Genomic DNA, 24,774 nt, shown 5'->3' on the forward strand with positions numbered 1-24,774 from the left:
CCCGCTTCATTTGGGGAAACAAAATCCTTTAAACTATTCGATTGTGACGCGCGCTGACTCCTGAGCACACCTCAGCTCCCAGCGCCGCCCCAGTCCGGGGCAAATGGAGGCTTCTTGAGTTACTGGCGCAACCAGATCAAACCGCTGCTGGACGCGGAGACGGGGACCCTGTTCAAGCAGGCCCCGATCCGCGTCACGCTGGCGTTTCCCAACCGCTATTCCGTGGGGATGGCCTCGCTGGGTTATCAGGTCATCTACCGCATGTTCAACCAGGAGGAGGGTGTCGCCTGCGAGCGGGCCTTCCTCCCCGACGACGTGGACGCCTTCGAGCGCACGAGCCAGGCGCTCCCGACCGTCGAGAGCGGGCGCGACGCGGGCGACTGCGAACTCTTCGCCCTGAGCGTGTCCTTCGAGCTGGACCTCACCAACATCATCCGCACCCTTGACGTGGCGGGAATGCACCCCCTCCGCGCCGAGCGTGACGACAACGACCCTATCGTGATGATCGGGGGACCTTTCACCTCCTCCAACCCCTATCCGCTGACGCCCTTCGCCGACATCATCGTGATCGGTGACGGCGAGCAGATCGTGCCCGTGGTGTCGGAAGCCCTGCGGGAGTCTCAGACCCGCGAGGACTTCTACGACCTGATCGACGGGATGCCCGGCATCTTCCTCCCCGCCCGGCACGTCCACGAGCCGACGTGGGCGACGGCGCCCAAGGAACTGCTGCCCGCCTACAGCCAGATCGTCACGCCGAACTCGGAACTCAGCAACATGTTCCTGGTGGAGGCGCAGCGCGGTTGCCCGCGTCCCTGCACCTTCTGCCTCGCGCGGACGATGTACGGCCCCAACCGCAACAACCAGGCGCAGGAACTGCTCGACACCATCCCCGACTGGGTGGAGAAGGTCGGGCTGGTGGGCGCGGCGCTGTCCGACTTCCCCCACACGAAGTACGTGGGGCGTGTGCTGACCGACCGGGGCATCAAGCTGGGCGTCTCCAGCATCCGCGCCGACACCGTGGACGCCGAACTCGCCGAGATTCTGAAGGCGGGCGGCCTGCGGACCTTCACCGTCGCCTCCGATGCTCCCTCCGAACGCCTGCGCCGTTGGCTGAAGAAGGGGATTACCACCGAGGACCTGATCAAGACGGCGCAGATCAGCCGTGACCTGGGCTTCTCGGGCATCAAGGTCTACATGATGATCGGGCTGGGGCCCGAGAACGACGACGACATCACCGAGCTGATCGAGTTCACGAAGGACCTCGCCAAGGTCAACCGGGTCGCCCTGGGCATCAGCCCCTTCGTGCCCAAGCGCCACACGCCGCACTTCGCCGACCCCTTCGCGGGGGTGCAGACCATCGAGAAGCGCCTCAAGCGTATTCAGAAGGAGCTGCGGACGACGGCGGAACTCCGCAACGTGTCTGCCAAGTGGGCCTGGGTCGAGTCGGTGATCGCGCGCGGCGGCCCCGAGGTCGGCATGGCCGCCTACTCGATCTACCGCCAGGAGAGCATCGGCGCGTGGAAAAAGGCGCTCGACGAGGTGGGCTGGCGTGACGAATTCGAGGCGAACACGCCCGCCATCGGTCTGCCGCCCGGACAGTACGAGCCGCGCGAGGTGAGCGCGCACGCGCAGGGGCTGGCGGTGTAGGAAGGCCGAAGGCTCCGGGCAGAAGGCAGATGGCTTGAATCCCCGCCATCTGCCTTCTGCTTTCTGCCATTCACTTCCCCTACCCCGCCCGCGCCTCCCGCAGCCGCCGGTCCAGAAGCGGTGCCAGTTGCCCGTCGAAGCGTGCCAGGAGTGGCCCTAAGATTGCCGTCAGCAGCACGTATACGGCGGCGAGGGGGCCCAGCGTCGGCTCGAGGTCCAAGCCCAGCCCGGCGATCAGGATGCTGAACTCGCCGCGTGGAATGAGGGTGGTTCCGGCCCGGTAGCGGCCCCGCGTCTGCACGCCCGTCCGCGCCGCGCCCCACCAGCCGGTCGCAAATTTGGTGAGGGCCGTCACGACAGCGAGCCCCACGGCGGGGAGGAGCACGCCCGGCACGCTTCCCAGGTCGAGTTGCAGCCCGAAAAACACGAAGAACACGGCGGCGAAGAGGTCCCGCAGCGGGCGAATCAACTCCCGGGCGCGGTCGGCCACCTCGCCGGAGAGGGCGATGCCGACGAGGAAGGCCCCGATGGCGGCGCTCACCTTGAGGTGGTCGGCGACCCCCGCCACGACGAGGACCAGCCCGAGTACGCTCAGGAGCAGGGCCTCGTCGCTCCGCACGTTCACGAGTCGGCTGAGGACGTGGCCGTACCGCAGGGCGAGGAAAAAGGCCAGCCCGAAGGCCGCCAGCGCGACCAGCAGGTTCACGCCCACGGCGGCGAGGGTCCCGCCGATCAGGAGGGCCGCCACGACCGGCAGGTAGACGGCCATCGCCACGTCCTCCAGCACGCACACGGCGAGCACGACGGGCGTCTCGCGGTTCCCCAGCCTCCCCAGGTCCGACAGCACCTTGCTGGCGATGCCGCTGGAGGTCAGGTAGGTCACGCCCCCGAGCAGCACGGCGGCGAGGGGCGGGAGGTCCAGCAGCAACCCCGCGAGCGCCCCCGGCGTGAAGTTCAGGGCGAGGTCGAGCAGCCCGACCTGACGGTTTGCCCGCAGGTTGTCGCGCAGTTCCTGACTGGTGTACTCCAGCCCCAGCGTGAAGAGCAGCAGCACCGCGCCGATCTCCGCCCCGACGTGGATGAATTCGCCGGGCGCGTCTCCCAGGCGCATGACGGCCCCCAGGGCGATCCCCGCGAGCAGGTACAGCGGAATGGGCGTGATTCCCAGCCGCCCGGCGGCCCGGCCCACGAAGGCGAGGGCGAGGATGACTCCGCCGATTTCCAGAAACAGTTGACCGAGGGACACGTCGGGGGGCCTCCGGTGGGCGTGGGGGAGGAGGGTGAATGGGTGAGGGAGGAGGGCTCAGTCCTCGCCGCTCAGCAGCCGCGCCGCCCGCACCACTCCGCCGGGCGTGCCCACCACGACCACGGTGTCGCCCGCCTCCAGCCCGAACTCCGGCCCGGGCGCGGGAATCGCGTGGCCGTCCCGCATGATCGCCACGATGCTCGTGCCCGTCCGGGTCCGCATCTTCGTGTCGCCCAGCGGATGCCCGGCGAAAGGTGTGCCCTCGGCCACGGGCACCCAGTCCATCGCCAGCCCCTCGATGTCCTGGGTCAGCGTGTTCATGTGCCGGGTGATCGTGCTGCCGCCCAGCAGGTCGGCCATCGCCTCGGCCTCCTCGTCGCTCAGGACGATGCTCTGCGCGGTCGCGTCCGGGTCGTCCCGCCGGGAGACGAAAATCTCGCGCCGCCCGTCCCGGTGCGTGATCACCCCCACCCGTTTGCCGAACCTTCCGTCGAAATCGTGCCGCACGCCCACGCCGGGCAGGGGCGTCTCCTCCAGCTTGACCATAGGGGCAGGATAGGACGGGACAGGAGAGACCGGATGACGGCTTTTCATCTGCCAGGTGTTCCCCCGCCCTGGACAGTCAAGGTCACGCTCTGATTCTCGGGAGGCGCGAAAATAGAGCCCATGAACGTTCCCTCCCCCCGCCCGCAGACCATGGCGGAAAAAATCCTCTCGCAGCGCGGCGACCGAGCCGTCTACGCCGGGGACCTCGCCGTCGTGGAGGTCGATCAGGTCATGGTCGTGGACTCCATCGCGCAGAGCTTCATCGGGCGGATGGAGCAGGACCTCGCCGCCCGGCCGAAGTATCCCGGGCGCGTCTCCATCGTGATCGACCACGTGGCCCCCGCGTCCACCGTCAGCGTCGCCCAGGCGCAGAAGGAGGCGCGCGAGTACGCCGCCGCGACGGGCGTGCGCCTCTTCGATGTGGGGCGCGGCATCTGCCACCAGGTGCTCATCGAGGAACGCCTCGCGCAGCCCGGCTGGATCGTCCTGGGCTCGGACAGCCACTCGACGACCTACGGGGCCGTCGCCGCCTTCGGCACGGGGATGGGCGCGACCGACATCGCCCTCGCCGCCGCGAGCGGCAAGACGTGGCTGAAGGTGCCTGAGAGCGTCAAGGTCACCTTCGTGGGCGAGTTGCGGCCCGGCGTGGGGGCCAAGGACGCCGCCCTGGAGATGATCCGCGTCCTGGGGGCGGACGGCGCCACCTACCAGAGCGTCGAGATTCACGCCGGGGACCGCTTCACGCGCGGCGAGCGGATGACGCTGGCGAACCTGTGCGTGGAGGCGGGCGCGAAGGCGGGCCTCGTCGTGCCGGGCGGCGAGATTCTGACGGGTTACGGCTACGACATCCCCGAGTGGGTGTACCCGGACTCCGGCGCCACTTACGTCCAGGAAGTGACCATCGACCTCTTCGCCCTGCGCCCCCGCATGAGCGCCCCCTCCGAGGTGGACAACGTTCACGACGTTTCGGAACTGCGCGGCCTGAAGGTCGATCAGGTCTTTATCGGCACCTGCACGAACGGGCGGCTGGAAGACCTGCACGCCGTCGCCGAGGTGTTGAGGGGCCAGCGGGTCGACCCCTCCACCCGCCTCCTCGTCATCCCCGCCAGCAGCGAGGTGATGGAGGCGGCGATGGGCGACGGCACCCTGCTCACGCTGATGCAGGCGGGGGCGGTGCTCGGCACGCCGGGCTGTGGGCCGTGCATGGGCCGTCATCAGGGCGTCCTGGCCCCAGGGGAGGTCTGCGTCTCGACCTCCAACCGCAACTTCATCGGGCGCATGGGCGACAAGGACGCGAAAATCTACCTCGCCTCCCCAGCGGTGGCGGCGGCGACGGCGGTGATGGGGCGGATCGCGTTGCCGGAGGATGTGAAGCGGCCGGTTGGTGTCGCCTGATGGGATGATGCGCTGCCTCCACACTCGCAATCCCCGGAGCATTGCCGTGTTCTCGTACTGTGATAAGTTATCAGTATGATGAGGTTGCACCTCAAACCCTTTCTGGAGCGCCACCAGATCAGCGCCTATCAGTTGGCGCGGGCCACGCGGGGGCGCCTGTCGGAGGCGACGGTGTACGGCATGGCCCGCAGGCCGCTTCAGCGGATCGACCTCGACAGCGTGGGCGCCGTCATCGACGCTTTAGAGAGCCTGACGGGCCAGACCGTCAGTTTGCTCGACCTCGTGGAGCGAACTGAGGAGGGCGTCAATCCCAAGTACGCCCACCTGCTGAAGAATGCCCGACCCCTGCCACCCGGACATGCCGAGCGGACGGCCCCGGCCTGGAGTGCCGGGGAACTCGCCGAGGACGAGCGGTACTGGCGGGAGTACCGTGAGGAGCAGCTCGCCTTGCAGGAGGAGCGGGAGCGGCGGGTGAAGGGGTGAGTGCGGTGCTGGTGGACACCGACGTGATCAGTTACAGCTTCAAACGCGATCCCCGCGCCCGGCCCTTCGACGCCTACCTGGAGTCTAGAAACGTGCTCTACAGCTTCCAGACGGACGCTGAGTTGCGGTTCTGGGCGCTGGAGCGGGGCTGGGGTGTGCGGCGCAGGCAGCAACTGGAGACGTTTCTGGAGCCCTACACGCTGATCGGCCATGACCCGGACATCTCCGGACGCTGGGCCGCCGTCATGCACGAGGCCCGGCGGGCCGGACGGCGGATGCTCGCCGCCGACGCCTGGATCGCCGCCACCGCGCTGGAGGTCGGCGTCCCGCTGGTCACGAACAATGCCGCCGACTATGCCGGGCTGAGCGGCCTCGAACTCGTCTCCTTTCAGGAGGGCCCCTGATGCCCCGCATCTGGAAATTCGGCGACAGCGTGAACACTGACGACATCCTCCCCGGCAAGTTCGCCCCCTTCATGGCGGGCGAGGAGGTGTTTCAGACCTTCGCCTTCCACTACATCCGCCCGGAGTTCGCCTCGCAGGTGCGGCCCGGCGACGTGCTTGTCGGTGGGCGTAACTGGGGCCTGGGCTCCAGCCGCGAGTACGCCCCGCAGGCCCTCAAGAAGCTCCAGGTGGGCGGCATCATCGCGCCCAGTTTCGCCCGCATCCACTACCGCAACCTCCTCAACCTGGGCATCCCCGCCTTCGAGGCCGACCTGACGGACGTGCTGGAAGACGGTGACGAGGTGACGCTGGACGTAGCTTCAGGCGTGCTCACGCGTGGGGGCGACACCTTCCAGCTCCCGCCGCCCCCTGCCTTCCTGACCGAGGCGCTGCGGGAGGGGAGCATCCTGGCCTTCTTCAAGAAGTACGGGCGATTTCCGGGGGAGCAGCCGGGCGAGCCGGACCCGAACGCGACGGCCGAGTAACTCCCGCATCACTCATCCCCCATCCCCCGTCACTACACTCTGGGCATGACAACCCTGGAAATCGATTGCCCCGTGTGCGCCGAGGTTCTCGAACTCACCGACGAGGACCGCGCCGAATTACAGGTTGGCGACGTGATCGTGTGCGACTCCTGCAACGCGGAGATGGAGGTCACCCGCAACGAGGGGGGCGAGGACTTCGAACTCGAACTCCTCGGCATCCTCACGGTCTGCCCGAGCTGCGGCGAGGAATTCGACGTGACCGACGACATGCTCTCTGAAGCCCCCACGGTGGAGGGTGCCGACGGGAAGGCGGTCAGCATCGTCACCTGCCCCCACTGCCGCGCCCGCATCGAGCTGGAGTTTGAGGACGAGGAAGGCTCCCGGGCAGGCTAGGCAACCCTCTCCGGGACGTGCGGCCTGAGCTAACCTGTCGACTGTAAGGAGAACTTGTGTCCACCATTCAATTTGAAAACCCGGAGACAGGCGCGACCATCGAACTCACCGACCCCGAACTCGGCGAACTCGTTATCGACGACGAGACGGGTGTGGAGTACGAGGTGGTGTCCCTCGACCCCCCGCGCCTGGAACAGGCCCCGCAGGAAGCGGAGGACTGGGGGGAGTAAGAAGCCTTTAGCCGTCAGCGGTCAGCTTTCAGCGTTGTTGCTGACGGCTGACCGCTGAAAGCTGACTGCTCCCTCAGAACCTTATGGCCGATCTCGCCATCATCTACGACCGCGTCCGCCCCGACGAGAGGATGCTCTTCGCGGCGCTCGACGACCTCGGCGTGCCCTACGACAAGGTGTACGCGCCGCAACTCAAGGTGACCTTCGACGACGCCGGGCGGGCCGGGGTGCCGTGGCGCGTCGCTCTGGAACGCTGCGTGAGCCAGTCGCGCGGGCACGGGGTCACGCGGGCGCTGGAAGGGCTGGGTGTGCGGGTCGTGAACCCCTCCCACGTCATTGAAGTGTGCGGGGACAAGCTCGCCACGAACGCCGCGCTGGCCCGGGCCGGGTTGCCCACGCCGCGCACCGGGGTCGCCTTCGACGGGGAGGCGGCGCTGCAACTCATCGAGGAGCTGGGTTACCCGGTCGTCCTCAAGCCCACCGTGGGCTCGTGGGGCCGCATGGTCAGCCGCATCAACGACCGCGACGCCGCCGAGGCGATCATCGAGCACAAGGAGGTGCTGGGCGGGCCCCAGCACGGCATCTTCTACGTGCAGGAACTCGTCGCCAAGCCGGGGCGGGACATCCGCGCCTTCGTCGTGGGCGGTCAGACGATTGGGGCGATCTACCGCACGTCGGAACACTGGATCACGAACACGGCGCGCGGGGCCAAGGCGAGCAACTGCCCGGTCACGCCCGAAATCGCCGACCTCGCCACCCGGGCTGCCGCCGCCGTGCAGGGGGAGATCGTCGCCATCGACCTCGTGGAGGACCCGGGGCGTCGCAACGAGTGGGGCGGTCTCCTCGTCATCGAGATCAACCACACGATGGAATTCAAGAACTCGGTGACCACGACGGGCGTGGACATTCCCCGCCTGATGGGCGAATACGCCCTCGGCCTGCTCGGCTAGGTGGCAAGCTGAGGCATGTTCGACCCCCGGCTCATCTCCGATCTGCGGCGGTTCTCCAGTCGAGAGGAGGCCGCCGCTTACCTTGGCCTCGTCGGCGACCTCCTCTCCCGGCTCCATCTCACGGGTGACGACCGCCGCTTCCACTTCAACCCGACGACGGGGAGCAGATATTTCCTGCCGCTGACGATCAACAACCGTTACATCATCGTGAAGGGCCGGGACGTGGAGGGCGTGCCGACGTGGTGGCTCATCCACCCCGGACCGCACGCGGTGACGGAGGTGGAGGCGGATGCCCTGCTGCACTCGCTGCCCTTTGCCCATAAACGCCATGACGCCTCGCAATCCGCCCCGATGCTGGTTCAGTATCCCGTCCCCTTCGTCCTCGAACACCAGGAACGCCTGATGCCCCGTGTCCTCGATCTGGCGGCGCGGGACCTCGCCGCCTGCCGGGGCACCACCCCCTGCCGCGCCAGCCACAACCCCCTCGCCTACGCGCTGGCACTCGACGAGGAGGTCAGGGAGGAGGTGCTTGCGGCCATCGCGTTCACCGGGTTTTCCCGTCGACGTTCCCGTTGAGCGGCCCGAGGGCGCGTCGGGCTAGGCGCTCTGGCCTAGCTGTCCCTCGGCATTGACTCTCCATTTAATGTGGAGCACGATACGGTCTTATGGATAAAACCCTTTCAAGCTTGCAACCATGATCGACCTCTCGGCCCAGGCCAACGCCCCGAACGGAGGCCTCCCCTCCAGCGCCGACGCCGCCCGCCTCGCCGGGGAGATGCGGCGGCTGCACCGCTTGATCAGCGGCCGGGTGCTGCTGAACATGCAAGACGAGTTGCAGGACCACGAACTGAGCTTCACCCAGATGACGGTGATGCACCAGCTCCGGGCCCAGGCGCCACTGACCGTGACGGCGCTGGCGGAACGCGCCCGGCTGAGCCTACCCGCGATGAGCCACCTCGTCGAGCGGCTGGTGCGCCGGGGGCTCGCCGAGCGGCGGGAAAACCCGGACAACCGCCGCGAGAAACTCGTCGTGCTCACCGGGCGGGGACACGACATCGTGACCCGCATGGACGCCCAGTTCACCGGGGCGTACGAGGCCGCCTTTCGCGGGGTGCGGCCCGAGACGATCCGCGCCGCCGCCGACGCCGTGCGCGCCCTGGTGGCCGAGGTCAGCCCCGGCCCCGACTGTGCCCCCCCTTCCCAGGAGAATTCATGACCACCCCCACCCCTTCCGGCGCACCCGCCAACCGGATCAACTACGCGCAGACGCTCGATATGCGCACCAAGCGCGTCATTCTGTTCGGCGTGCTCCTCGGGCTCTTTCTGAGTGCGCTCGACCAGACCATCGTGGCGACCGCCATGCCCCGCATCGCGGCCGACCTCAACGGGCTGAGCCTGTACTCGTGGGTCACCACCGCCTACCTCCTGACGAACACGGCGCTCGTGCCTATCTACGGCAAGCTCTCCGACCTGTACGGGCGCAAACCCATCCTGATGATCGGCATCGCCATCTTCCTGCTCGGATCGGCGCTGTGCGGCCTCTCGGGTGAGCCGTTCCTGGGGAACCTCTTCGGTGGCGGCATGATGCAGCTCGTCGTGTTCCGTGGCCTTCAGGGCGTCGGGGCGGCGGCGCTGGGCTCGGTGGCCTTCGCCATCATCGCCGACCTCTTCGAGCCGGTGGACCGGCCGCGCTACCAGGGCCTCTTCGGGGCCGTGTTCGGCCTGAGCAGCGTGATCGGGCCCCTGCTCGGCGGCTTTCTCACCGACCAGATCTCGTGGCGTTGGGTCTTTTACGTCAACCTGCCCCTCGGGCTGATCGCCCTCTCCTTCATCGCCAGCCGGATGCCCCGGCTCGCCAGCGGTCTGGAGGCGAAGGTGGACTGGCTGGGCGCGTTCCTGATCCTGGTCTTCACGGTGCCGCTGCTCCTCGCGCTGACGTGGGGGGCGGACGGCAACTACGCCTGGACGAGCCCCCTCATCCTCGGTCTGTTCGGCCTCTCCGCCGCCTCCCTCCTCGCCTTCCTGTTCGTGGAGAGCCGCCACGAGAGCCCGATCCTGCCGCTCGCCCTGTTCCGTAACCCCACCTTCGCCTGGGGGGCGGTGGCCCGCTTCCTGATCGGCGCGGGGTTCCTGGGGGCGATCCTCTTCCTGAGCCTGTACCTCGTGAACGTGCAGGGCGTGAGCGCCACCGCCGCCGGGACCGCCACCATCCCCCTCACCGTCGGGCTGATCATCGGCTCCATCGGGTCGGGGCAGATCGCCAGCCGCATCGGGCGGTACAAGCCGCTCATCCTGATCGGCCTATTCACCGCCGCTATCGGCTTTTTCAGCCTGAGCACCCTGACCGCCGACACGCCCTACAGCGGGGTGGTGCTGCGGATGGTGCTGCTCGGCCTGGGCCTGGGGCCCGCGCTGCCCCTGTTCACCACCGCCCTGCAACTCGCGGTCAAGCCCTGGGAGATCGGCGTGGCGACGAGCGCCGGGCAGTTCTTCCAGCAGATGGGCAGCACCATCGGCACCGCGATCTTCGGGGCGCTCCTGACCGCCGGGCTCTCGACCCAGTTCACCCGCAACTTCGAGCAGGCCAAGGTAGGCCAGCCCCCCGCCGTCCAGGCGATCCTGACCCAGAGCCAGCAGGCCGCCGCGCGCAACTCGGGCGGGGGCGGCTTCGGCGCAGGTCCCCAGGCGAGCGGCACCGACCAGGCGACGGGGCTCGCGGCGGTGCGCCGTCAGGTGGAGACCGCTGTACAGAGCGGCAACGCCGCCGCCCTAGGCCAGATCGCCCAGAACCCGGCGCTTCCCCAGGGCCTGCGCGAGGGGCTGGGCCGCATCCCCGGGCAGGCGCTCGCCACCGAGCAGGGCCGCGCGGGCGTGCTGGCGCAACTGAACGAGCAGTACGCCGCCTTCGAGGCCGCCGGGCGGCAGGTTGCGCGGGTCGTGAAGGTCTCCTTCGCGGGTGCCATCGCCAACATCTACCGCTGGAGCATCGCCGTCGCCCTGCTCGCCTTCCTCGCCACCCTGATGATGCCCAACCTCTCCATGCCCACCCGCAGGCGGGGAGAACGGGCCCCGGCGGCGCACGTCGAGGTCTGAGCAGGGATTGAAGGAAGGGGAGGACGTGGACGTGAGTTCACGCCCTCCCTTCCCTTTGCCCCACGCTCTACCCTGACCCCATGACCCGTCCCCTCTACCGCGAAGAACCGGCCCGCCTCACCTTCACCGCGACCGTCACGGAGACGCGGGCGGGCGCGGTCGCCCTTGGCGCCACCGCCTTCTACCCGGAGGGCGGCGGCCAGAACGGCGACGCGGGGCGGCTGCGCTGGGAGGGGAGAGAGGCGCGCGTGCGGGATACCCGCAAGGGGGAGGGCAGCGTGGTCTGGCACGAGCTGGAGGGGCCGGTGCCGGAGGTCGGCGCGTCCGTCACGGGCGAGGTGGACCCGGCGCGGCGCTGGCGGAACTCGCAGCGGCACAGCGGCGAACACCTCCTCGCGCAGGCCTTCCACCGGGTGAGCCCCACCTTCGGGGTGGCGGCGGTGAGTATGCGCAACGCCGAATCCACCCTCGACCTGCACGGCGACCCCACCGAGGCTGACGTACGCGCGGCAGAAGCCCTGCTCCGTGAAACGCTCGCCCGCACCCCCCTGACGCTCGACACGCCGACCGTGCCCGACACGGAGCTGCACCGCTACCCCCTGCGGCGGGAGGCGAAGGTGAGCGGTGACGTGCGGCTGGTGATCTTCCGGGACCCGGACGGGGTGCCCTTCGACGTGAGCGCGTGCGGCGGCACCCACGTTCCCCACGCCTCGATGGCGGCGCCGGTGGTCGTGCTGCGCACCGAGCGCGTCCGGGGCGGGCTCACCCGCGTCTTCTTCATGGCGGGGGAGGAGGCGGGCGAGTTCCTGGGCGGGGTGTACGCCGGGAGCCGGACGCTCGCGCAGGAATTCAGCGTCCCCGTGGAGCGGCTGCCCGAGCGGGTGGCGGCCCTGACGGAGGAACGCGGCACGCTCAGGGGGGAGGCCACCATGCTGCGCCAGCGCCTCGCCCACACGCTCGTGCGCCAAGCCCCCGCTCACGATGTCGGCGGCGTCCTTTTGCGCGAGGTGACGCTCGACGACGTGACCCTCCTCCCCCTGGCCCTGACCGACGTGCCCCGGGGCGAGGTGGTGGCCGCCCTTGCCCCCGGCGGACGCTGCGGGGTCGGCAGCGCCCGCGAGGACGTGCCCGCCGGGACCCTGCTGGGCCGCGCCCTGGAGGTGACCGGCGGCAGGGGGGGAGGTCGGCCCACGCTCGCCCAGGGAACGACGGGGCGGCCCGGGGAGTTCGTGGGGGCGGTGAGGGAGGCCCTGTTCGCCCTCACACGCGCATGACGTTCGCCGTGCGAAAATCGTCACGCATGAAAAGAAACCTGATGCTGGTGGGGGCGGCGCTCAGCCTGAGCGGGTGCTCCCAGGTCCTCGGTCCGGCCCAGCCCGACGTGACGGTGACGGTCATCGGCGTAAACGACTTCCACGGCAATCTGCTGCCCACGAGCTTCCGGGTGCCCGACCCGAACGACCGCACGAAGACGGTGACGGTGCAGGCGGGCGGCATCGAGACCATCGGTGGCATTCTCGCCGATGCGCGCAAGGCCAATCCCAACACCGTCTTCGTGGGTGTGGGCGACATGACGGGCGCCTCGCCCCTGATCAGCGGCCTGCTGCGCGACGAGCCCACCATCGACGCGCTGAGCAAGCTGGACATGAAGGTCAACGTGGTGGGCAACCACGAGTTCGACTACGGCTTCGCCGAGTTGCAACGCTTCCAGAAGGGCGGCTGCAACTCGAACGATCCCACCCGCGCCTGCAAGTACGAGAACCCCTTCCCGGGGGCCAAATATACCTACATCGCCTCGAACGTCATCGACGAGAAGACGGGCGCCCTCGCCCTCCCCGCCTACAAGATCGTGACGGTCGGCCCGGCGCGGATCGCCTTCGTCGGTGCAGTCCTCAAGGACACCCCCACCGTCGTCACCCCCTCGGGCGTGGCGGGACTCCGGTTCGAGGACGAGGTGGCGGCGATCAACCGGGTCATCCCGCAGCTCAAGCGTGGGAACGTGGACGCGATCATCGCCCTCGTGCACCAGGGCGGCGCGAGCACGGACGCCTTCGACGTGGTGGACTGCAAGACCTTGAGCGGCCCCATCGTGGACATCGCCAAGGGGCTCGACCCCGCCGTCAGCGCGATCATGACGGGCCACACCCACCGGGGCTACAACTGCCGCGTGCCCGGCCCAGACGGCAAGGAGCGCGTCGTCATTCAGGGCGACGCCTTCGGCCACCTCCTCCAGCGCCTCGACCTGAGCATCGACACCCGCCGGAACGAGGTGGTGTCCGTCGAGGCGAGAAACGTCCTCGTGGACGCGACGAACGGGCCCAAGGACGCCGCGATGACCGCCATCGTGCAGAAGGCGAAGGCGATCACCGACCCGGTGGCCCAGCAGCCCATCGCCACCCTCGGCGTCGAGCAGATCACCCGCGCGCAGAACAAGGCGGGGGAGAGCGCCCTCGGTGACGTGATCGCCGACTCGCAGCTCGCGGCCACCCGCGCCCCCGAGAAGGGCGGCGCCGTGATCGCCCTCATGAACCCCGGCGGCATCCGCGCCGACCTGCCCGCCAACGTGCCCAACCCCACCCGCCGGGTGACCTACGGCGATACCTTCGCGGTGCAGCCCTTTGGGAACATCCTGACCGTGATCACCCTGACGGGCGCCCAGATCAAGGCCGCGCTGGAGCAGCAGTTCGACAACCCCTCCGCCGGGCAAAACCGCATCCTCCAGGTCAGCGAGGGCTTCGCCTACACCTGGGACAACGCCCGGCCCAAGGGTGACAAGGTCGTGACCGTCACCCTGAACGGCCAGCCCCTCGACCCGGCGGCGAGCTACCGGGTCACCGTCAACAACTTCCTGGCGGACGGCGGCGACAACTTCACCGTCTTCACCCAGGGCACGAACCGTCTGGGTGGCGACCTGGACCTCGACGCCTTCCAGAACTACCTGCGCGGCAAGGAAGTGACCCCGCCGCCCACGAACCGCATCACCCGCCTGAACTGAGGGCAGGTCGGCAAGAGGGGGAGAGGTGAATCCACCCCTCCCCCTTCCCCTTGCCGTTTCCCGTTATCTGCGGGCAGGCGCGGCGCTCAGCACGGCGTCCACCGTCTTCAGGGCCACGTCCACCGTCTGCCGGATGAGCGCGGGGTCGGCCACGGTGTCGCCCGGCTGGTGGTAGTTGGGGTCGATTCCCGTGTGGAAGAAGAGCGTCGGCACCCCTGCCTGGGCGAACGAGGCGTGGTCGCTCCCGCCGCCCCCGCCCGAGAACGACCCCAGGGCCGGGTTCGCCTCGCGGGCGGCGTTCACGAGCGCGGCGTCCCCGCTCACCCCCAGGGGATCGACGTTCACGCCCACCATGTCGAAGTTGAACATGGCCCTCAGGCCCCCCACCAGGGCCGCGTTGTCCTTCACGAAGGCCCGCGAGCCGCGCAGCCCGTCCTCCTCGCCGTCGAAGAGGACGAAGAAGCTCCGCGCCGCCAGCGGGGTATTCGCCGCCCGCCGCGCGAGGTCGAGCACCGCCAGCGTGCCCGAGAGGTTGTCGTTCGCCCCCGGCGCCCCGGCCACCGAGTCCATGTGGGCGCCGAAGAGCATCTGCGGCTTGGTGACCCCCGCCTTGAAGGCGACCACGTTCACGCCGCGCACGTCGCCCTGGCGCACCCGCACGCTCAGGGCCACGCGCTGCCCCTCGCGCAGGCCCGCGCCCGTGGCGGACGAGACCCCCAGCACGGGCAGCTCCACCCGTTCGCCGAGGGTGCCCCCGCGCAATTCCCCGGCCTCGTTGTTCACGACGATGAGGCCCCGCGCCCCCGCCGCGAGGGCGTTTCTGGCCTTCTGGGCGAAGGGAATCTGCCCGCGCCGCACCACGGCGACCTTGCCCCGCACGTCCACCCCCCGGAAGTCCTCGGGCGTGCCGACGCCGGGCACGAGGGCCACGGGCGCGCTGACCTCCCCGCCCGCGCTGCCCTGGAGGGCGACGCCCCGGAGGGTCCGTTCCCCCACCCGCACGTCCGAGCCGAGGTCGTCGAAGCGGGGGTAGGAGAAGGCCTCCCGGCGGGTGGTGTACCCCAGGGTGCGGAGCTGCCCCTCCAGGTACGTGCGGGCCTGTTCGTTGGCGGGGGTGCCCGTCACCCGGGGGCCGAATTTCAGGACGGTGGAGAAGTCGTTCTCGATGGAGGCGAAGGCGGATGAACCCAGGACCAGAGCGCCCAGCACGGCGCGCACCCCAACTTGTCGCATGGAGCCAGGAGAGCACGGGGGGGGATGAGTTGCCCCACGGAGACATGAGCCGGTCCCGGCCGGACGTGCGATGTGTAGCGTGGCCCACGACATGACCCGTTCCCCTATTGAAACGCTGACTCGCCTATGTGCCTAACCTTAAGTCCACCTTAACCCACTCTCCGCCCCGCCTCACGACCCTGCACACTACGGACATGACGGGCAAGGGCAGGGTCATCAGGGACGATGTGCCGCCGGGGGACCCCGGCACGGTGGTCGTGACGGGCGCGACGCGGGGCATCGGGCGGGCGGTGGCGGAGCTGTACGCCGAGCGGGGGCACCGGGTCCTGAGCGTGGACCTGACCATGCCCCCCGTGCTGCGAGGGCAGCCGCGCGTGCGGGCGGACGTGAGCACCGCCGCCGGGCGCGAGCGCATCCTGCGGGCCGCGCGGCCCCTGGGGACCATTGGGGTCCTGGTGAACAACGCCGCGTATCAGGGCGCGCACGGCAGCGTGCTGGAGGTCAGCGAGCGCGGCTGGATGCGCGCTCTCGGCGTCAATCTCACCGCGCCCCTCCTGCTCACGCGCACCCTGTTCGACCTGATGGGTCCGGGCAGCGCCGTGGTGAACGTCGCCTCGGTGCAGGGACTCTTCGCCGAGCAGAACAACGCCGCCTACAACGCGAGCAAGGGCGGCCTCGTCAACCTCACCCGCTCGATGGCCCTCGACCTCGCCCCGCGCGGCGTGCGGGTGAACGCCGTCGCCCCCGGCGCCATCGCTACCGAGGGCGTCTTGCAGGCCATCGCCACCAGCCCCGACCCGGGGCAGACCCGCCGCGACTACGAGGACCTCCACGCCCTGCGCCGCCTCGGCGAGCCGCGCGAGGTCGCCCAGGTCATCTACTTCTTGGGCGGCCCCGAGGCCAGCTTCCTGACGGGCGCCATCCTGCCGGTAGACGGCGGCATGACGGCGAGCTTCATGATGGCGGGGAGGCCAGTGTAGTAAAATTTGGACGTTCCCGGTTGTGATGGTCACTGCTAAGTCATGATTCAAATGTTTGTGCTTTGTCAAGATCGATACAAGTGCGTGTATCACACCTAACCCCCACATCTTCAATCTCTTTTACTTGTGTAACTCATGATGATGCTGGTGCGCATTTCGCTGTCTATGCGTAGTCTAACCAACGCTTCAATAAGTTGACTCGCTGTTAGATTGTAGTAATGGGCTTGTTTTAATAAAAAGCTGACATTATTGAGTCCCGAAATGTCGGCATTAGGACTAGTAACTAGTCTAATGTACTCATCCACCACAGCACTATTTACTTTTAAATTTCCATCATTATTACCTTCAGTGAAGTTCGTGTAACCGCTATCTTGAGTTGTAACATAAGGTTGGGTGGACCGTGCTCCTAGAATTCTTCTTAATTGTCGCACTGCTACACCCGTAGCACTTTCCATATTATTGTCACTTCTGTTGCTATCGTACTCAAGTGGGGTAATACCCATCAGATCTGAAGGAATTTTTAGGTTTCGTCTGTCTATTGGGACCAGAAAAAACACATTTGTTGGCGATATTATACCCATAAATAAACCAAGTTCAAAAATCACATTGTCACGAGGAGCCCAGCTCTCTTGGTTTCTTGAATTAACTAAATCATCGTGGTTGAGTACTATGACCGCATACTTAATGCTACGCGCTATTCCAATCAATGAGGGTAGATTGTACTGACCAGGCTCAAAAACTCCTTCTGACCATAATACATGTTCAGCAAAATGTACTATCCCGTCTGCAAAGGCTTCAGCAACTCGAAGTGACTCTTTTGATGATCCTATGAAAACTCTAGGCCTCTCCACGTAAGGAGTATAAAGCCTTCCCCTACAGCCTCCGCTCCCGCCCCCAGCCCAGGAGCCCGATGACCAGCGTGAAGGCGATCAGGGCGAGGGCGGGAATGGTCAGCACCGAGTTGAGGTTGGCGAGGGGACCACCCCACACCGGCCAGTGGACGTTGCAGGGCACGGCGTTCGCGGCACTGCACACCCGCAGTGTTTCGATCACGCCCCAGTCCTCCAGGTTGTGCACGAGGGCGACGAGCCAGCCGAGCAGGGCGAGCGGGAGTGCGTAGGCCCGGATACTCAGGTCACCGCGCAGGGCCGCGATGCCGAGGAGCAGGGCAAGGGGGTACATGGCGACGCGCTGGAACCAGCACAGGACGCACGGCGCGAAGCCCCGCACCTCGCTGAAGTACAGGCTACCGAGGGTGGCGGCCAGCGCCACGACCCAGGCGAGGTAAAGGCGGTTATCGCGGGTCACGCCCGGTCCCTTACTGGAGGGCGGCGTCGATGGCGGCCCCGACCGTCGCCGCGTCGTAGCTGGGGAGGAGCCTGCCATTCACGTAGATCGCCGGGGTGCCGGTCGCGCGGGCGTCCTGGGCCTGCCGCTCGTCGGCATCCACGGCGGCGGCGGTCTCGTTGCCGTCGAGGCAGGAGTTGAAGCGGGCCTGGTCGAGGCCGTCCACGCTGCCCGCGAGTTCCTTGAGGCGAGAGGCCGAGGCCCAGACCTCGCTCTCGGAACCCTGGGCGCGGAAGAGGATCTGCTTCATGCGCTCGTACGCCTGGCTGCCCCCCTGGACGAAGGCGCACTCGGCCGCCTGCGCGGCGAGCTTGCTGTCGTCCACGGGAAGCCGGGCGTTCTGGGCGAGGAAGGGGAAGTTGAGCGACACGAGCTTCGCCTTGCCGGTGTCGATGTACTTCGAGCGGATCTCGGGCAGGAACTCCTCCTCGAACCGCTTGCAGTTGGGGCACTTGAAGTCCTCGAACACCACGAGGGTGACGGGCGCGTCCTCCTGCCCCAGCACGGGTTGATTGCTCAGGTCGAAGCTCACCGTCTGCCCGTCCCCGGCGGCGGGCCTGCCGCGCACCGCGAACAGCGCGAGCGCGATGAGCACGGCGGCGATCAGGGTGCCGATCACGAGGACCGTGCGATTGGAGTCGTTGCCCTTGAGTCTGGTCACGCAGGCAGTCTACCGCCCGTTCCTGAGGGGGAAACGGGCGGATGCCCCGGCCCGCCTCCTCCTGACAGGCACGAGGGGCGGGATGGACTTCCCCGCCCCGGAGGAGAACAATCAGGAGGTCGGAGGCTTTCGAGCCCCCGTGGTCGCCCGGGGCAGGAGAGCCCCGCCCGCCGTGACCCAGGGGAAAGAGAGCGTCCGCCGCCGCGTTGACCATCCGAGCCGTTGACCCACTGGAGGGGAGGTCGTTCGAGATGCCCAAGACCGTCGCGCCGCGCACCGTCACCGTTCCGCAGGTGGGGGCCGTCCACCTGAACGCCGTGCCCGACGCCTTCGACGGGCGTGACCTGGAGTACCGCCCGAGGCTGGAGCCCCTCCCGGCCGTGCTCGACCAGCGGGACGCGAAGGGCGAGCGGTACGTGATGCGGCAGGAGGGCAACTCCTGCACCGGGCACGCCGTCGCCGCCGTGGTGAACACCGTGCTCGCCCGCACCTCGGGGGACGCCGCGCCGCCGCGCGTGAGCCCCTACATGCTCTACCGCCTCGCCCGCCGCTACGACGAGTTCGCCGGGGAGGAGGACGCGGGCTCGTCGCTGCGCGGCTGCTTCAAGGGCTGGTTCCACCACGGGGTCGCGCTGGAGGGGGCGTGGCCCCGGCTGCGGATGCGGCCCGAGCCCGACCCGGGGGAGCGGGAGTTCTCCCGCATGTGCCGGGAGCGGCCCCTGGGGGCCTTCTACCGGGTCAACCCCTACCGCCTCGACGACATGCAGTCGGCGATCAGCGAACTGAACGCCGTCGCCGTCTCGGGGGTCATCCACGAGGGCTGGCTGAGCCCGCGTGTGCTGAGGCACGGGGAGCGCGAACTCCACCTCATTACCCGCCCGGTGAATGCCCGGGCGCTCGGGGGCCACGCCTACGCCCTGGTGGGCTACAACGAGGTGGGCTTCCTCGTGCAGAACTCGTGGGGCGGGCGCTGGGGCGCCGGGGGCTTCGCCACCCTCCCGTACGAGGACTGGCTGGAGACGGCCTACGACGCCTGGGTCGCGCGGCCCGGGGTGCCCAGCACGCCCTTCTCCTCGGGTCGGCGGGTGGACGCGCTGGGTACCCGGGGTCGCCTCGTGAGCGCGCCGGGGCCTGACCTCAAGCGCCTCGCCGCCCACGTCGTCAGCCTGGGCAACGAGGGGCGGCTCTCCGCCTCCGGGCGGTTCGTGAGTTCGCCCGCGCAGGTGGAGCGCCTCTTCGAGCACATGGGGGAGCGCCACGACCACTGGCTCGCGCACGGCCGGGCCCAGCAACGCCACGTCCTGCTGTACGCCCACGGCGGGCTGGTGAGCGAGGCGGACGGCCTCGACCTCGCCCAGAAGCACCTGAACTGGTGGCTGAACAACGGCGTGTACCCGGTCTACTTCGCGTGGCAGAGCGGCCCGGTCGAGACGCTCGTGGACCACCTCACCGACCAGGTGCAGGGCCGCCTCCCGGTGGGGGGCCTGGGGTTCGACCTCGTGGAGCAGTTCGACCGCCTCGTGGAGGGGGTGGCGCGGACCACCCTGGCCTGGATGTGGGACGAGATGAAGGAGAATGCCGGGGCGGCGAGCGCGCCCCTGCGCCGGGCCGTGACCTGGCCGCCCGCGTCCTCGGCCTCGAACGACGGGATGGCCGCGCTGCCCGGGGCGAGCCTCGTCGTGGACCGCCTGCGGCTCTACCGCGAGGAGCACGGGCCCGAGAACGTCGCCGTGCATCTCGTGGGCCACAGCGCGGGCTCGATCTTCCACGCGGCGCTGCTGGAGCGGCTGCTCGGGGCGGGCATCCCCGTCGAGTCGCTGACCTTCCTGGCCCCGGCCCTGCGGGTGGACGAGTTCCGCCGCCGGGTGCTGCCCCACCTGGGCGAGCCATCGGAAGTCCGCCGCTTCGCCACCTTCGCCATGAGTGACGAGCGCGAACTCGACGACACCTGCTCGTACGGGGGTCTCACCGGCTACCACAAGTCGCTGCTCTACCTCGTCTCCCGCGCCCTGGAGCGTCCCGGGCGGGGCGACCGGGGAGAAGTCCCGCTGCTGGGGATGCAGCGTTTCGCGGAGATGGAGCCCTCCGGGGGGGGCCCCACCCTCCTGGAGGAGATCGAGTCTCGCGGCGGGGCGTACGTCGCCTCCCCGTCGAGCGAGCCGGACGACGCGCGCTCCGACGCGACGGCCCACGGCTGCTTCGACGACGACGCGCCGACGATGACCTCCGTCCTCATGCGGGTGCTGGACGTGCAGACGGCGACCGCCCGGATGGGCTACCAGCGGGACGCGGCGCTGGACGACGTGGTGGCCGGAGCGCGGGCCGCCGAGGAGGGCCCCGATCTCCTGCGGGCCGCCGCCCCGCTGCCCGTGACGAGCGCGGTTGCCGCGCCGGGTCAGGTCCCCCTGGGGCAGACCGCCGAGCCCCGCGAGCGTCGCCCCCTGCCGCCCCGCAGCCGCTTCCCCCTGCTGGAGGTACGCGACGCCCCCCGCACGGGCTTCCCCATCCTCGACCTGCTGGAGAGCGAGGGCTGGCGGGAGGGTCCGCTCGCTCCCTAGAGCGGTTGATCCAAAAACGAGGTCATGTTGAGCGCAGCGAGGCATCTCGTCTTCCAGGCAGAGGACCCTTCGCTTCACTCAAGGTGACAACTCTTCTTTCGTCAAACGCACTGGCCGCGAGAGCAATGGGAAGGGGGCCGGAGCGTCCTCACCCCGACCCCCACGCGACTGATGACGTGCTCAGCCGTGGCGCCCCGATTCCCGGTGGCTGCTGGGCAGGCCGACCTGTCCCTCCTCGGGCGCGGCGGTCGCCGTGATGACCTGGGTGGCCGCCGTCGGCGCGGTGGGAGCGGGAGCCGGGGCGGCGGCCACCGGGAGCACGGGAGCGGGGGCGGCGGCCAGCGCCGCTCGCCTCGCCCGGCGGCGTGCCGCGTACCGCCACGCCACCCCGACGAGTTGCCGCACGAAGCTGAAGGCCAGAGCAGCGAGCATCGCGGTCAGGGCTGTGCGCTGAAAGGTGGCGTTGCCGGGCAGGGTCAGTTCCGGGTCGAGCTTGGTGCCGTATCTCCCCACGGCCAGGAGCGGCAGCGCGAAGACGGCGGCGGCGAAGGGGAGTACGAAGGCACCCCCCGAGTGCTTCACGAGCAGCAGCGCGAGCAGGGCGCCCCCCACCAGCGGCACGATCACCGTCCACTGGGGGGTGAGCAGTTCGGGAACGAAGAAGGGCAGCCCCCCCAGCACCGCTCCCAGGTACCCGAACCACCCGCCGAACTCGTCTGCCAGGATCGTCAGGCCCACCCAGAAGAGGAGCCGCATCGACCAGTCGGCGGGCGGCCACGTCCACAGAAGGTACGCCAGCGCCGCCACCGTCACCCAGCCGCCGAGAAGCCGCAGCACGGTCCAGACGGGGGACACCCGCGCGGGCCCCGGGTTGAGGCGGGCCCGACGCTTCGGCCGGGTCGGGGAGGCCGTCCCCGTCACGCGCCCACCGCCTTCTTCGCACGGGTCTTCCTCTCGGGCGCCGCGCCCACGAGTTCTGCGTTCTCCCCGGCGGGCACGATGCCCGGCACCCGGCGCAGGTACTCGCCCGTGTAGCTCGTGGGGTGGGCGGCCATCTGCTCGGGTGTCCCCGTCGCCACCACCGTGCCGCCCCGCACGCCGCCCTCGGGCCCCAGGTCGATGATGTGGTCGGCGCACTTCATCACGTCGAGGTTGTGCTCGATGACGAGCAGGGTGTTCCCGCCCTCCACCAGCCGTTGCAGCACCTCCATCAGCTTGCGCACGTCCTCGAAGTGCAGCCCGGTCGTCGGCTCGTCGAGGATGTAGATCGTCTTTCCGGTCGCCCGCTTGCTCAGCTCCGTGGCGAGCTTGATGCGCTGGGCCTCGCCGCCGGAGAGGGTGGTCGAGGGCTGCCCGATCCGCATGTAGCCCAATCCCACGTCGCACAGCAGTTGCATCTTGCGCTCGATGCCGGGGATGTTCTCGAAGAAGGCGCGGGCGTCCTCCACGGTCAGGTCGAGCACCTCGGAGATCGTCTTGCCGTTGTACTTGACCTCCAGCGTCTCGCGGTTGTAGCGGGCCCCCTTGCAGACCTCGCACGGCACGTAGATGTCGGGGAGGAAGTTCATCTCGATCTTCATCACCCCGTCGCCCTTGCAGTGCTCGCAGCGCCCGCCCTTCACGTTGAAGGAGAAGCGACCGGCCTGGTAGCCGCGCCGCCGGGCCTCCGGCGTCCGGGTGAAGAGGTCCCGGATCTCGGTGAAGACGCCCGTGTACGTCGCCGGGTTGCTCCTCGGCGTCCGCCCGATGGGGCTCTGGTCGATCTCGATCACCTTGTCGAGGTGTTCCATCCCCTCAATGCGGTCGTAGCGGCCCGGCGTCGTCTTCGCCCCGTTCAGCTCGCGCGCGAGCGTCGCGTGCAGGATGTCGTGAATCAGGGTGGACTTGCCCGAGCCCGAGGGGCCGGTCACCACCGTCATCGTCCCCAGCGGAATGTCGATGCTCACGTCCCTCAGGTTGTGCTCGCGGGCGCCGATGACCTTCAGCCGCTTGCCGTTGCCGCGCCTGCGGCTGGCGGGCACCTCGATCTTCAGTTCGCCGCGCAGGTACTTGCCCGTCAGGCTGCCCTCGTTCTCGCGCACCTCCTCCGGCGTCCCCACCGCCACGATCTCGCCGCCGTGGACGCCGGCGCCCGGCCCCATGTCCACGAGGTAGTCCGCCTCCAGCATGGTGTCCTCGTCGTGTTCGACGACGATCAGGGTGTTCCCGAGGTCGCGCAGGTTCTTGAGGGTCCCGATCAGCCGCCCGTTGTCCTTGGGGTGCAGGCCGATGCTCGGCTCGTCCAGGACGTACAGCACGCCCGTCAGCCCCGAGCCGACCTGCGTGGCGAGGCGGATGCGCTGGGCCTCCCCGCCGCTGAGGGTGTTCGCGGTGCGGTCGAGAGAAAGGTAGTCGAGCCCCACGTCCACCAGGAACCTCAGCCGGGTGCGGATCGCCCGCAGGATCGGCGCGCCGACCGCCGCCCCGAACTCGTTCAGGCCGTACTCGTAGCGCCGGGGCGGATGTGCTTTCGCGGTGCCACCGAGGTGCCCCCCCAGATGGGGCTCGATGGTCTCGTGGTCCAGGCCACCCTCCTGCAAACTGTGGAAGAAGGCGTCCGACTCCAGCACGCTCATCCCGCTCGCCTGGGAGATGTTCAGGCCGCCCACCCGCACCGCCAGAATCTCGGGCTTGTACCGCGTCCCCCCGCAGGTCGGGCAGGGGCGGAGTTCCATCATCTCCTCAAGCTTCTCGCGCATGAACTCCGACTCGGTGTCGGCAAAACGCCGCTCCAGGTTGGGAATCACGCCCTCGAACTCGGTCGTGAAGCGCATGGTTTCCTTGCCGCCCCGGCGGTAGATCACCTCGAAGGGCTCGCCCGGCCCGTGCAGGATCGCCCGCTTCGCCTTCTCGGGGAGGCCACGCCAGGGCGTTTTAAGGTCGAACTCCAGGTGCTCGGCGAGCGCCTTGAGCTTGTCCCAGTAGTACACGCCGCCCCCGGTGCCCTTCTTGCTCCAGGGCAGAATGGCGCCCTCGGCGATGCTCAGGTTCTCGTCGACCACGAGTTCGGGCGAGAACTCCTGCTTGCTGCCCAGCCCCGCGCAGTCGCCGCACGCGCCGTAAGGGGAGTTGAAGGAGAAGGAGCGCGGTTCGAGTTCTTCGAGGACGCTGCCGTGCTCCGGGCAGGCGAACTTCTCGGAGAAGAGTTCTTCGAGCGGCGTGCCGCCCTCGCCCGCGTCGGGCATCAGGACGCGCAGCAGGCCCTCGCCCCGCCGCAGCCCGAGTTCCACGCTCTCCGCGATGCGGCTGCGGTCGGACTCGCGCAGGGTCACGCGGTCCACCACCACGTCCACGTCGTGCTTCTCGAACTTCTCCAGCTTGAGCTTCTCGGCCTCCTCCAGCTCGTAGAGGGTGCCGTCCACCCGCACGCGGGCGAAGCCCTCCCGCCGCAGGTCGCCCAGCAGCTTGCGGTACTCGCCCTTGCGCCCGCGCACGACCGGGGCGAGGAGGATGGCCCGCGCGTCCTTGAACTGACTCAGCAATCGGTCGGTGATCTCGCTCGGCGACTGCTTCTCGATCTTGCGCCCGCAGATGGGGCAGTACGGCGTCCCCACCCGCGCGTACAGCAGACGCAGGTAGTCGTGAATCTCGGTGACGGTGCCGACCGTGCTTCTGGGGTTGTGGCTCGTCGTCTTCTGGTCGATGGAAATGGCGGGGGAGAGCCCTTCGATGGCCTCCACGTCGGGCTTCTCCATCAGGCCGAGGAACTGCCGGGCGTAGGCGCTTAAGCTCTCGACGTAGCGGCGCTGTCCTTCCGCATAGATCGTGTCGAAGGCCAGGGTACTCTTGCCGCTGCCCGACACGCCCGTGATCACCACGAACTTGTCGCGCGGCAGCTCGACCGTCACGTTCTTGAGGTTGTGTTCCCGCGCCCCGCGCACCACTAGGTTCTGGTTCTGCAAACTCAGGCTCCTTTGGAAACGGCGTCCCGCACGCGCGCACGCCGCAGAGGGGTTCTGTTCGCCGCGTAAGGACCCCCGGGCCCTTCGCTCTGAAACGGGCCATTCTAACACCTCGGAAGGGCAGAGCGCAGGTCTGAGCGCCGGGGAA

23 protein-coding genes are annotated in these 24,774 nt (G+C 68.7%); 15 read left to right on the top strand and 8 right to left on the bottom strand.

Annotated features, from left to right (window positions below; all coding sequences use genetic code 11):
* The first annotated feature begins 114 nt into the window (after positions 1 to 114).
* Positions 115 to 1,647, top strand: a complete 1,533-nt coding sequence (locus tag DAETH_RS07360; protein ID WP_264777262.1) for a B12-binding domain-containing radical SAM protein — start codon at positions 115 to 117, stop codon at positions 1,645 to 1,647.
* A 79-nt stretch (positions 1,648 to 1,726) separates the two neighbouring features.
* Here the strand turns inward: DAETH_RS07360 and DAETH_RS07365 are convergent, their stop codons facing one another.
* Together DAETH_RS07365 and DAETH_RS07370 are read right to left on the bottom strand one after the other, a co-directional pair.
* Positions 1,727 to 2,893, bottom strand: coding sequence for a cation:proton antiporter (locus tag DAETH_RS07365; protein WP_264777263.1), 1,167 nt, complete (start codon positions 2,891 to 2,893; stop codon positions 1,727 to 1,729).
* 57 nt (positions 2,894 to 2,950) lie between these two features.
* Positions 2,951 to 3,439 carry a cation:proton antiporter regulatory subunit gene (locus DAETH_RS07370; protein WP_264777264.1) on the bottom strand — a complete coding sequence of 163 codons (489 nt, stop codon included), beginning with the start codon at positions 3,437 to 3,439 and terminating at the stop codon, positions 2,951 to 2,953.
* A 120-nt stretch (positions 3,440 to 3,559) separates the two neighbouring features.
* On the opposite strand from DAETH_RS07370, the gene DAETH_RS07375 reads away from it, so the two are divergent.
* The 12 genes from DAETH_RS07375 to DAETH_RS07430 all read left to right on the top strand — a co-directional run bounded on the left by DAETH_RS07375 (position 3,560) and on the right by DAETH_RS07430 (position 13,906).
* Positions 3,560 to 4,834 (top strand): 3-isopropylmalate dehydratase large subunit, encoded by a 1,275-nt coding sequence (locus tag DAETH_RS07375; RefSeq protein ID WP_264777265.1) that lies wholly within the window; start codon positions 3,560 to 3,562, stop codon positions 4,832 to 4,834.
* Between the two features lie 75 nt (positions 4,835 to 4,909).
* Positions 4,910 to 5,317 (top strand): helix-turn-helix transcriptional regulator, encoded by a 408-nt coding sequence (locus tag DAETH_RS07380; protein WP_264777266.1) that lies wholly within the window; start codon positions 4,910 to 4,912, stop codon positions 5,315 to 5,317.
* Positions 5,314 to 5,721, top strand: a complete 408-nt coding sequence (locus DAETH_RS07385) for a PIN domain-containing protein (protein WP_264777267.1) — start codon at positions 5,314 to 5,316, stop codon at positions 5,719 to 5,721. The genes DAETH_RS07380 and DAETH_RS07385 overlap by 4 nt, the downstream gene beginning before the upstream one ends.
* Positions 5,721 to 6,245 (top strand): LeuD/DmdB family oxidoreductase small subunit, encoded by a 525-nt coding sequence (locus DAETH_RS07390; RefSeq protein WP_264777268.1) that lies wholly within the window; start codon positions 5,721 to 5,723, stop codon positions 6,243 to 6,245. The genes DAETH_RS07385 and DAETH_RS07390 overlap by 1 nt, the downstream gene beginning before the upstream one ends.
* Positions 6,246 to 6,290: 45 nt before the next feature.
* Positions 6,291 to 6,638, top strand: a complete 348-nt coding sequence (locus tag DAETH_RS07395) for a hypothetical protein (RefSeq protein WP_264777269.1) — start codon at positions 6,291 to 6,293, stop codon at positions 6,636 to 6,638.
* 56 nt (positions 6,639 to 6,694) lie between these two features.
* Positions 6,695 to 6,868 carry a lysine biosynthesis protein LysW gene (gene lysW, locus DAETH_RS07400; RefSeq protein WP_264777270.1) on the top strand — a complete coding sequence of 58 codons (174 nt, stop codon included), beginning with the start codon at positions 6,695 to 6,697 and terminating at the stop codon, positions 6,866 to 6,868.
* 83 nt (positions 6,869 to 6,951) lie between these two features.
* Positions 6,952 to 7,818: a lysine biosynthesis protein LysX gene (gene lysX / locus DAETH_RS07405; protein WP_264777271.1), complete on the top strand. Its 867-nt coding sequence runs from the start codon at positions 6,952 to 6,954 to the stop codon at positions 7,816 to 7,818.
* 15 nt (positions 7,819 to 7,833) lie between these two features.
* Positions 7,834 to 8,394 carry a hypothetical protein gene (locus tag DAETH_RS07410; protein WP_264777272.1) on the top strand — a complete coding sequence of 187 codons (561 nt, stop codon included), beginning with the start codon at positions 7,834 to 7,836 and terminating at the stop codon, positions 8,392 to 8,394.
* 118 nt (positions 8,395 to 8,512) lie between these two features.
* On the top strand, positions 8,513 to 9,034 hold the full coding sequence (locus tag DAETH_RS07415) for a MarR family winged helix-turn-helix transcriptional regulator (RefSeq protein ID WP_264777273.1): 522 nt from the start codon (positions 8,513 to 8,515) through the stop codon (positions 9,032 to 9,034).
* The gene (locus tag DAETH_RS07420; RefSeq protein WP_264777274.1) at positions 9,031 to 10,911 is read left to right on the top strand and encodes an MDR family MFS transporter; all 1,881 of its coding nucleotides are present in this window, start codon (positions 9,031 to 9,033) and stop codon (positions 10,909 to 10,911) included. Before DAETH_RS07415 ends, DAETH_RS07420 begins: the two co-directional genes overlap by 4 nt.
* Before the next feature lie 80 nt (positions 10,912 to 10,991).
* The gene (locus DAETH_RS07425) at positions 10,992 to 12,185 is read left to right on the top strand and encodes an alanyl-tRNA editing protein (protein WP_264777275.1); all 1,194 of its coding nucleotides are present in this window, start codon (positions 10,992 to 10,994) and stop codon (positions 12,183 to 12,185) included.
* A 26-nt stretch (positions 12,186 to 12,211) separates the two neighbouring features.
* Complete coding sequence (locus DAETH_RS07430) at positions 12,212 to 13,906, top strand: bifunctional metallophosphatase/5'-nucleotidase (RefSeq protein WP_264777276.1); 1,695 nt, start codon at positions 12,212 to 12,214, stop codon at positions 13,904 to 13,906.
* Positions 13,907 to 13,969: 63 nt separating this feature from the next.
* Here the strand turns inward: DAETH_RS07430 and DAETH_RS07435 are convergent, their stop codons facing one another.
* Positions 13,970 to 15,139, bottom strand: coding sequence for a M20/M25/M40 family metallo-hydrolase (locus tag DAETH_RS07435; RefSeq protein ID WP_264777277.1), 1,170 nt, complete (start codon positions 15,137 to 15,139; stop codon positions 13,970 to 13,972).
* Between the two features lie 194 nt (positions 15,140 to 15,333).
* On the opposite strand from DAETH_RS07435, the gene DAETH_RS07440 reads away from it, so the two are divergent.
* Positions 15,334 to 16,119, top strand: a complete 786-nt coding sequence (locus DAETH_RS07440; RefSeq protein ID WP_264777278.1) for an SDR family NAD(P)-dependent oxidoreductase — start codon at positions 15,334 to 15,336, stop codon at positions 16,117 to 16,119.
* A gap of 110 nt (positions 16,120 to 16,229) precedes the next feature.
* On the opposite strand, the gene DAETH_RS07445 is transcribed toward DAETH_RS07440, so the two are convergent.
* Genes DAETH_RS07445 through DAETH_RS07455 form a run of 3 tightly spaced genes read right to left on the bottom strand, consistent with a single transcriptional unit; the run spans position 16,230 to position 18,127 of the window.
* Positions 16,230 to 16,970 (bottom strand): nucleotide-binding protein, encoded by a 741-nt coding sequence (locus DAETH_RS07445; RefSeq protein WP_264777279.1) that lies wholly within the window; start codon positions 16,968 to 16,970, stop codon positions 16,230 to 16,232.
* A 22-nt stretch (positions 16,971 to 16,992) separates the two neighbouring features.
* The gene (locus DAETH_RS07450; protein ID WP_264777280.1) at positions 16,993 to 17,427 is read right to left on the bottom strand and encodes a disulfide bond formation protein B; all 435 of its coding nucleotides are present in this window, start codon (positions 17,425 to 17,427) and stop codon (positions 16,993 to 16,995) included.
* Positions 17,428 to 17,437: 10 nt separating this feature from the next.
* Positions 17,438 to 18,127 carry a DsbA family protein gene (locus tag DAETH_RS07455; RefSeq protein WP_264777281.1) on the bottom strand — a complete coding sequence of 230 codons (690 nt, stop codon included), beginning with the start codon at positions 18,125 to 18,127 and terminating at the stop codon, positions 17,438 to 17,440.
* Positions 18,128 to 18,378: 251 nt separating this feature from the next.
* On the opposite strand from DAETH_RS07455, the gene DAETH_RS07460 reads away from it, so the two are divergent.
* Positions 18,379 to 20,685 carry a C1 family peptidase gene (locus DAETH_RS07460; protein WP_264777282.1) on the top strand — a complete coding sequence of 769 codons (2,307 nt, stop codon included), beginning with the start codon at positions 18,379 to 18,381 and terminating at the stop codon, positions 20,683 to 20,685.
* A gap of 180 nt (positions 20,686 to 20,865) precedes the next feature.
* Here the strand turns inward: DAETH_RS07460 and DAETH_RS07465 are convergent, their stop codons facing one another.
* A complete protein-coding gene (locus DAETH_RS07465) occupies positions 20,866 to 21,606 on the bottom strand; it encodes a hypothetical protein (protein ID WP_264777283.1) in 741 nt (246 codons plus the stop codon).
* Positions 21,603 to 24,626 carry an excinuclease ABC subunit UvrA gene (gene uvrA / locus DAETH_RS07470; RefSeq protein ID WP_264777284.1) on the bottom strand — a complete coding sequence of 1,008 codons (3,024 nt, stop codon included), beginning with the start codon at positions 24,624 to 24,626 and terminating at the stop codon, positions 21,603 to 21,605. Before uvrA ends, DAETH_RS07465 begins: the two co-directional genes overlap by 4 nt.
* Between the last annotated feature and the right edge of the window lie 148 nt (positions 24,627 to 24,774).

Origin of the sequence: Deinococcus aetherius (assembly GCF_025997855.1) — a bacterium.
GTDB classification, from domain to species: Bacteria; Deinococcota; Deinococci; order Deinococcales; family Deinococcaceae; genus Deinococcus; species Deinococcus aetherius.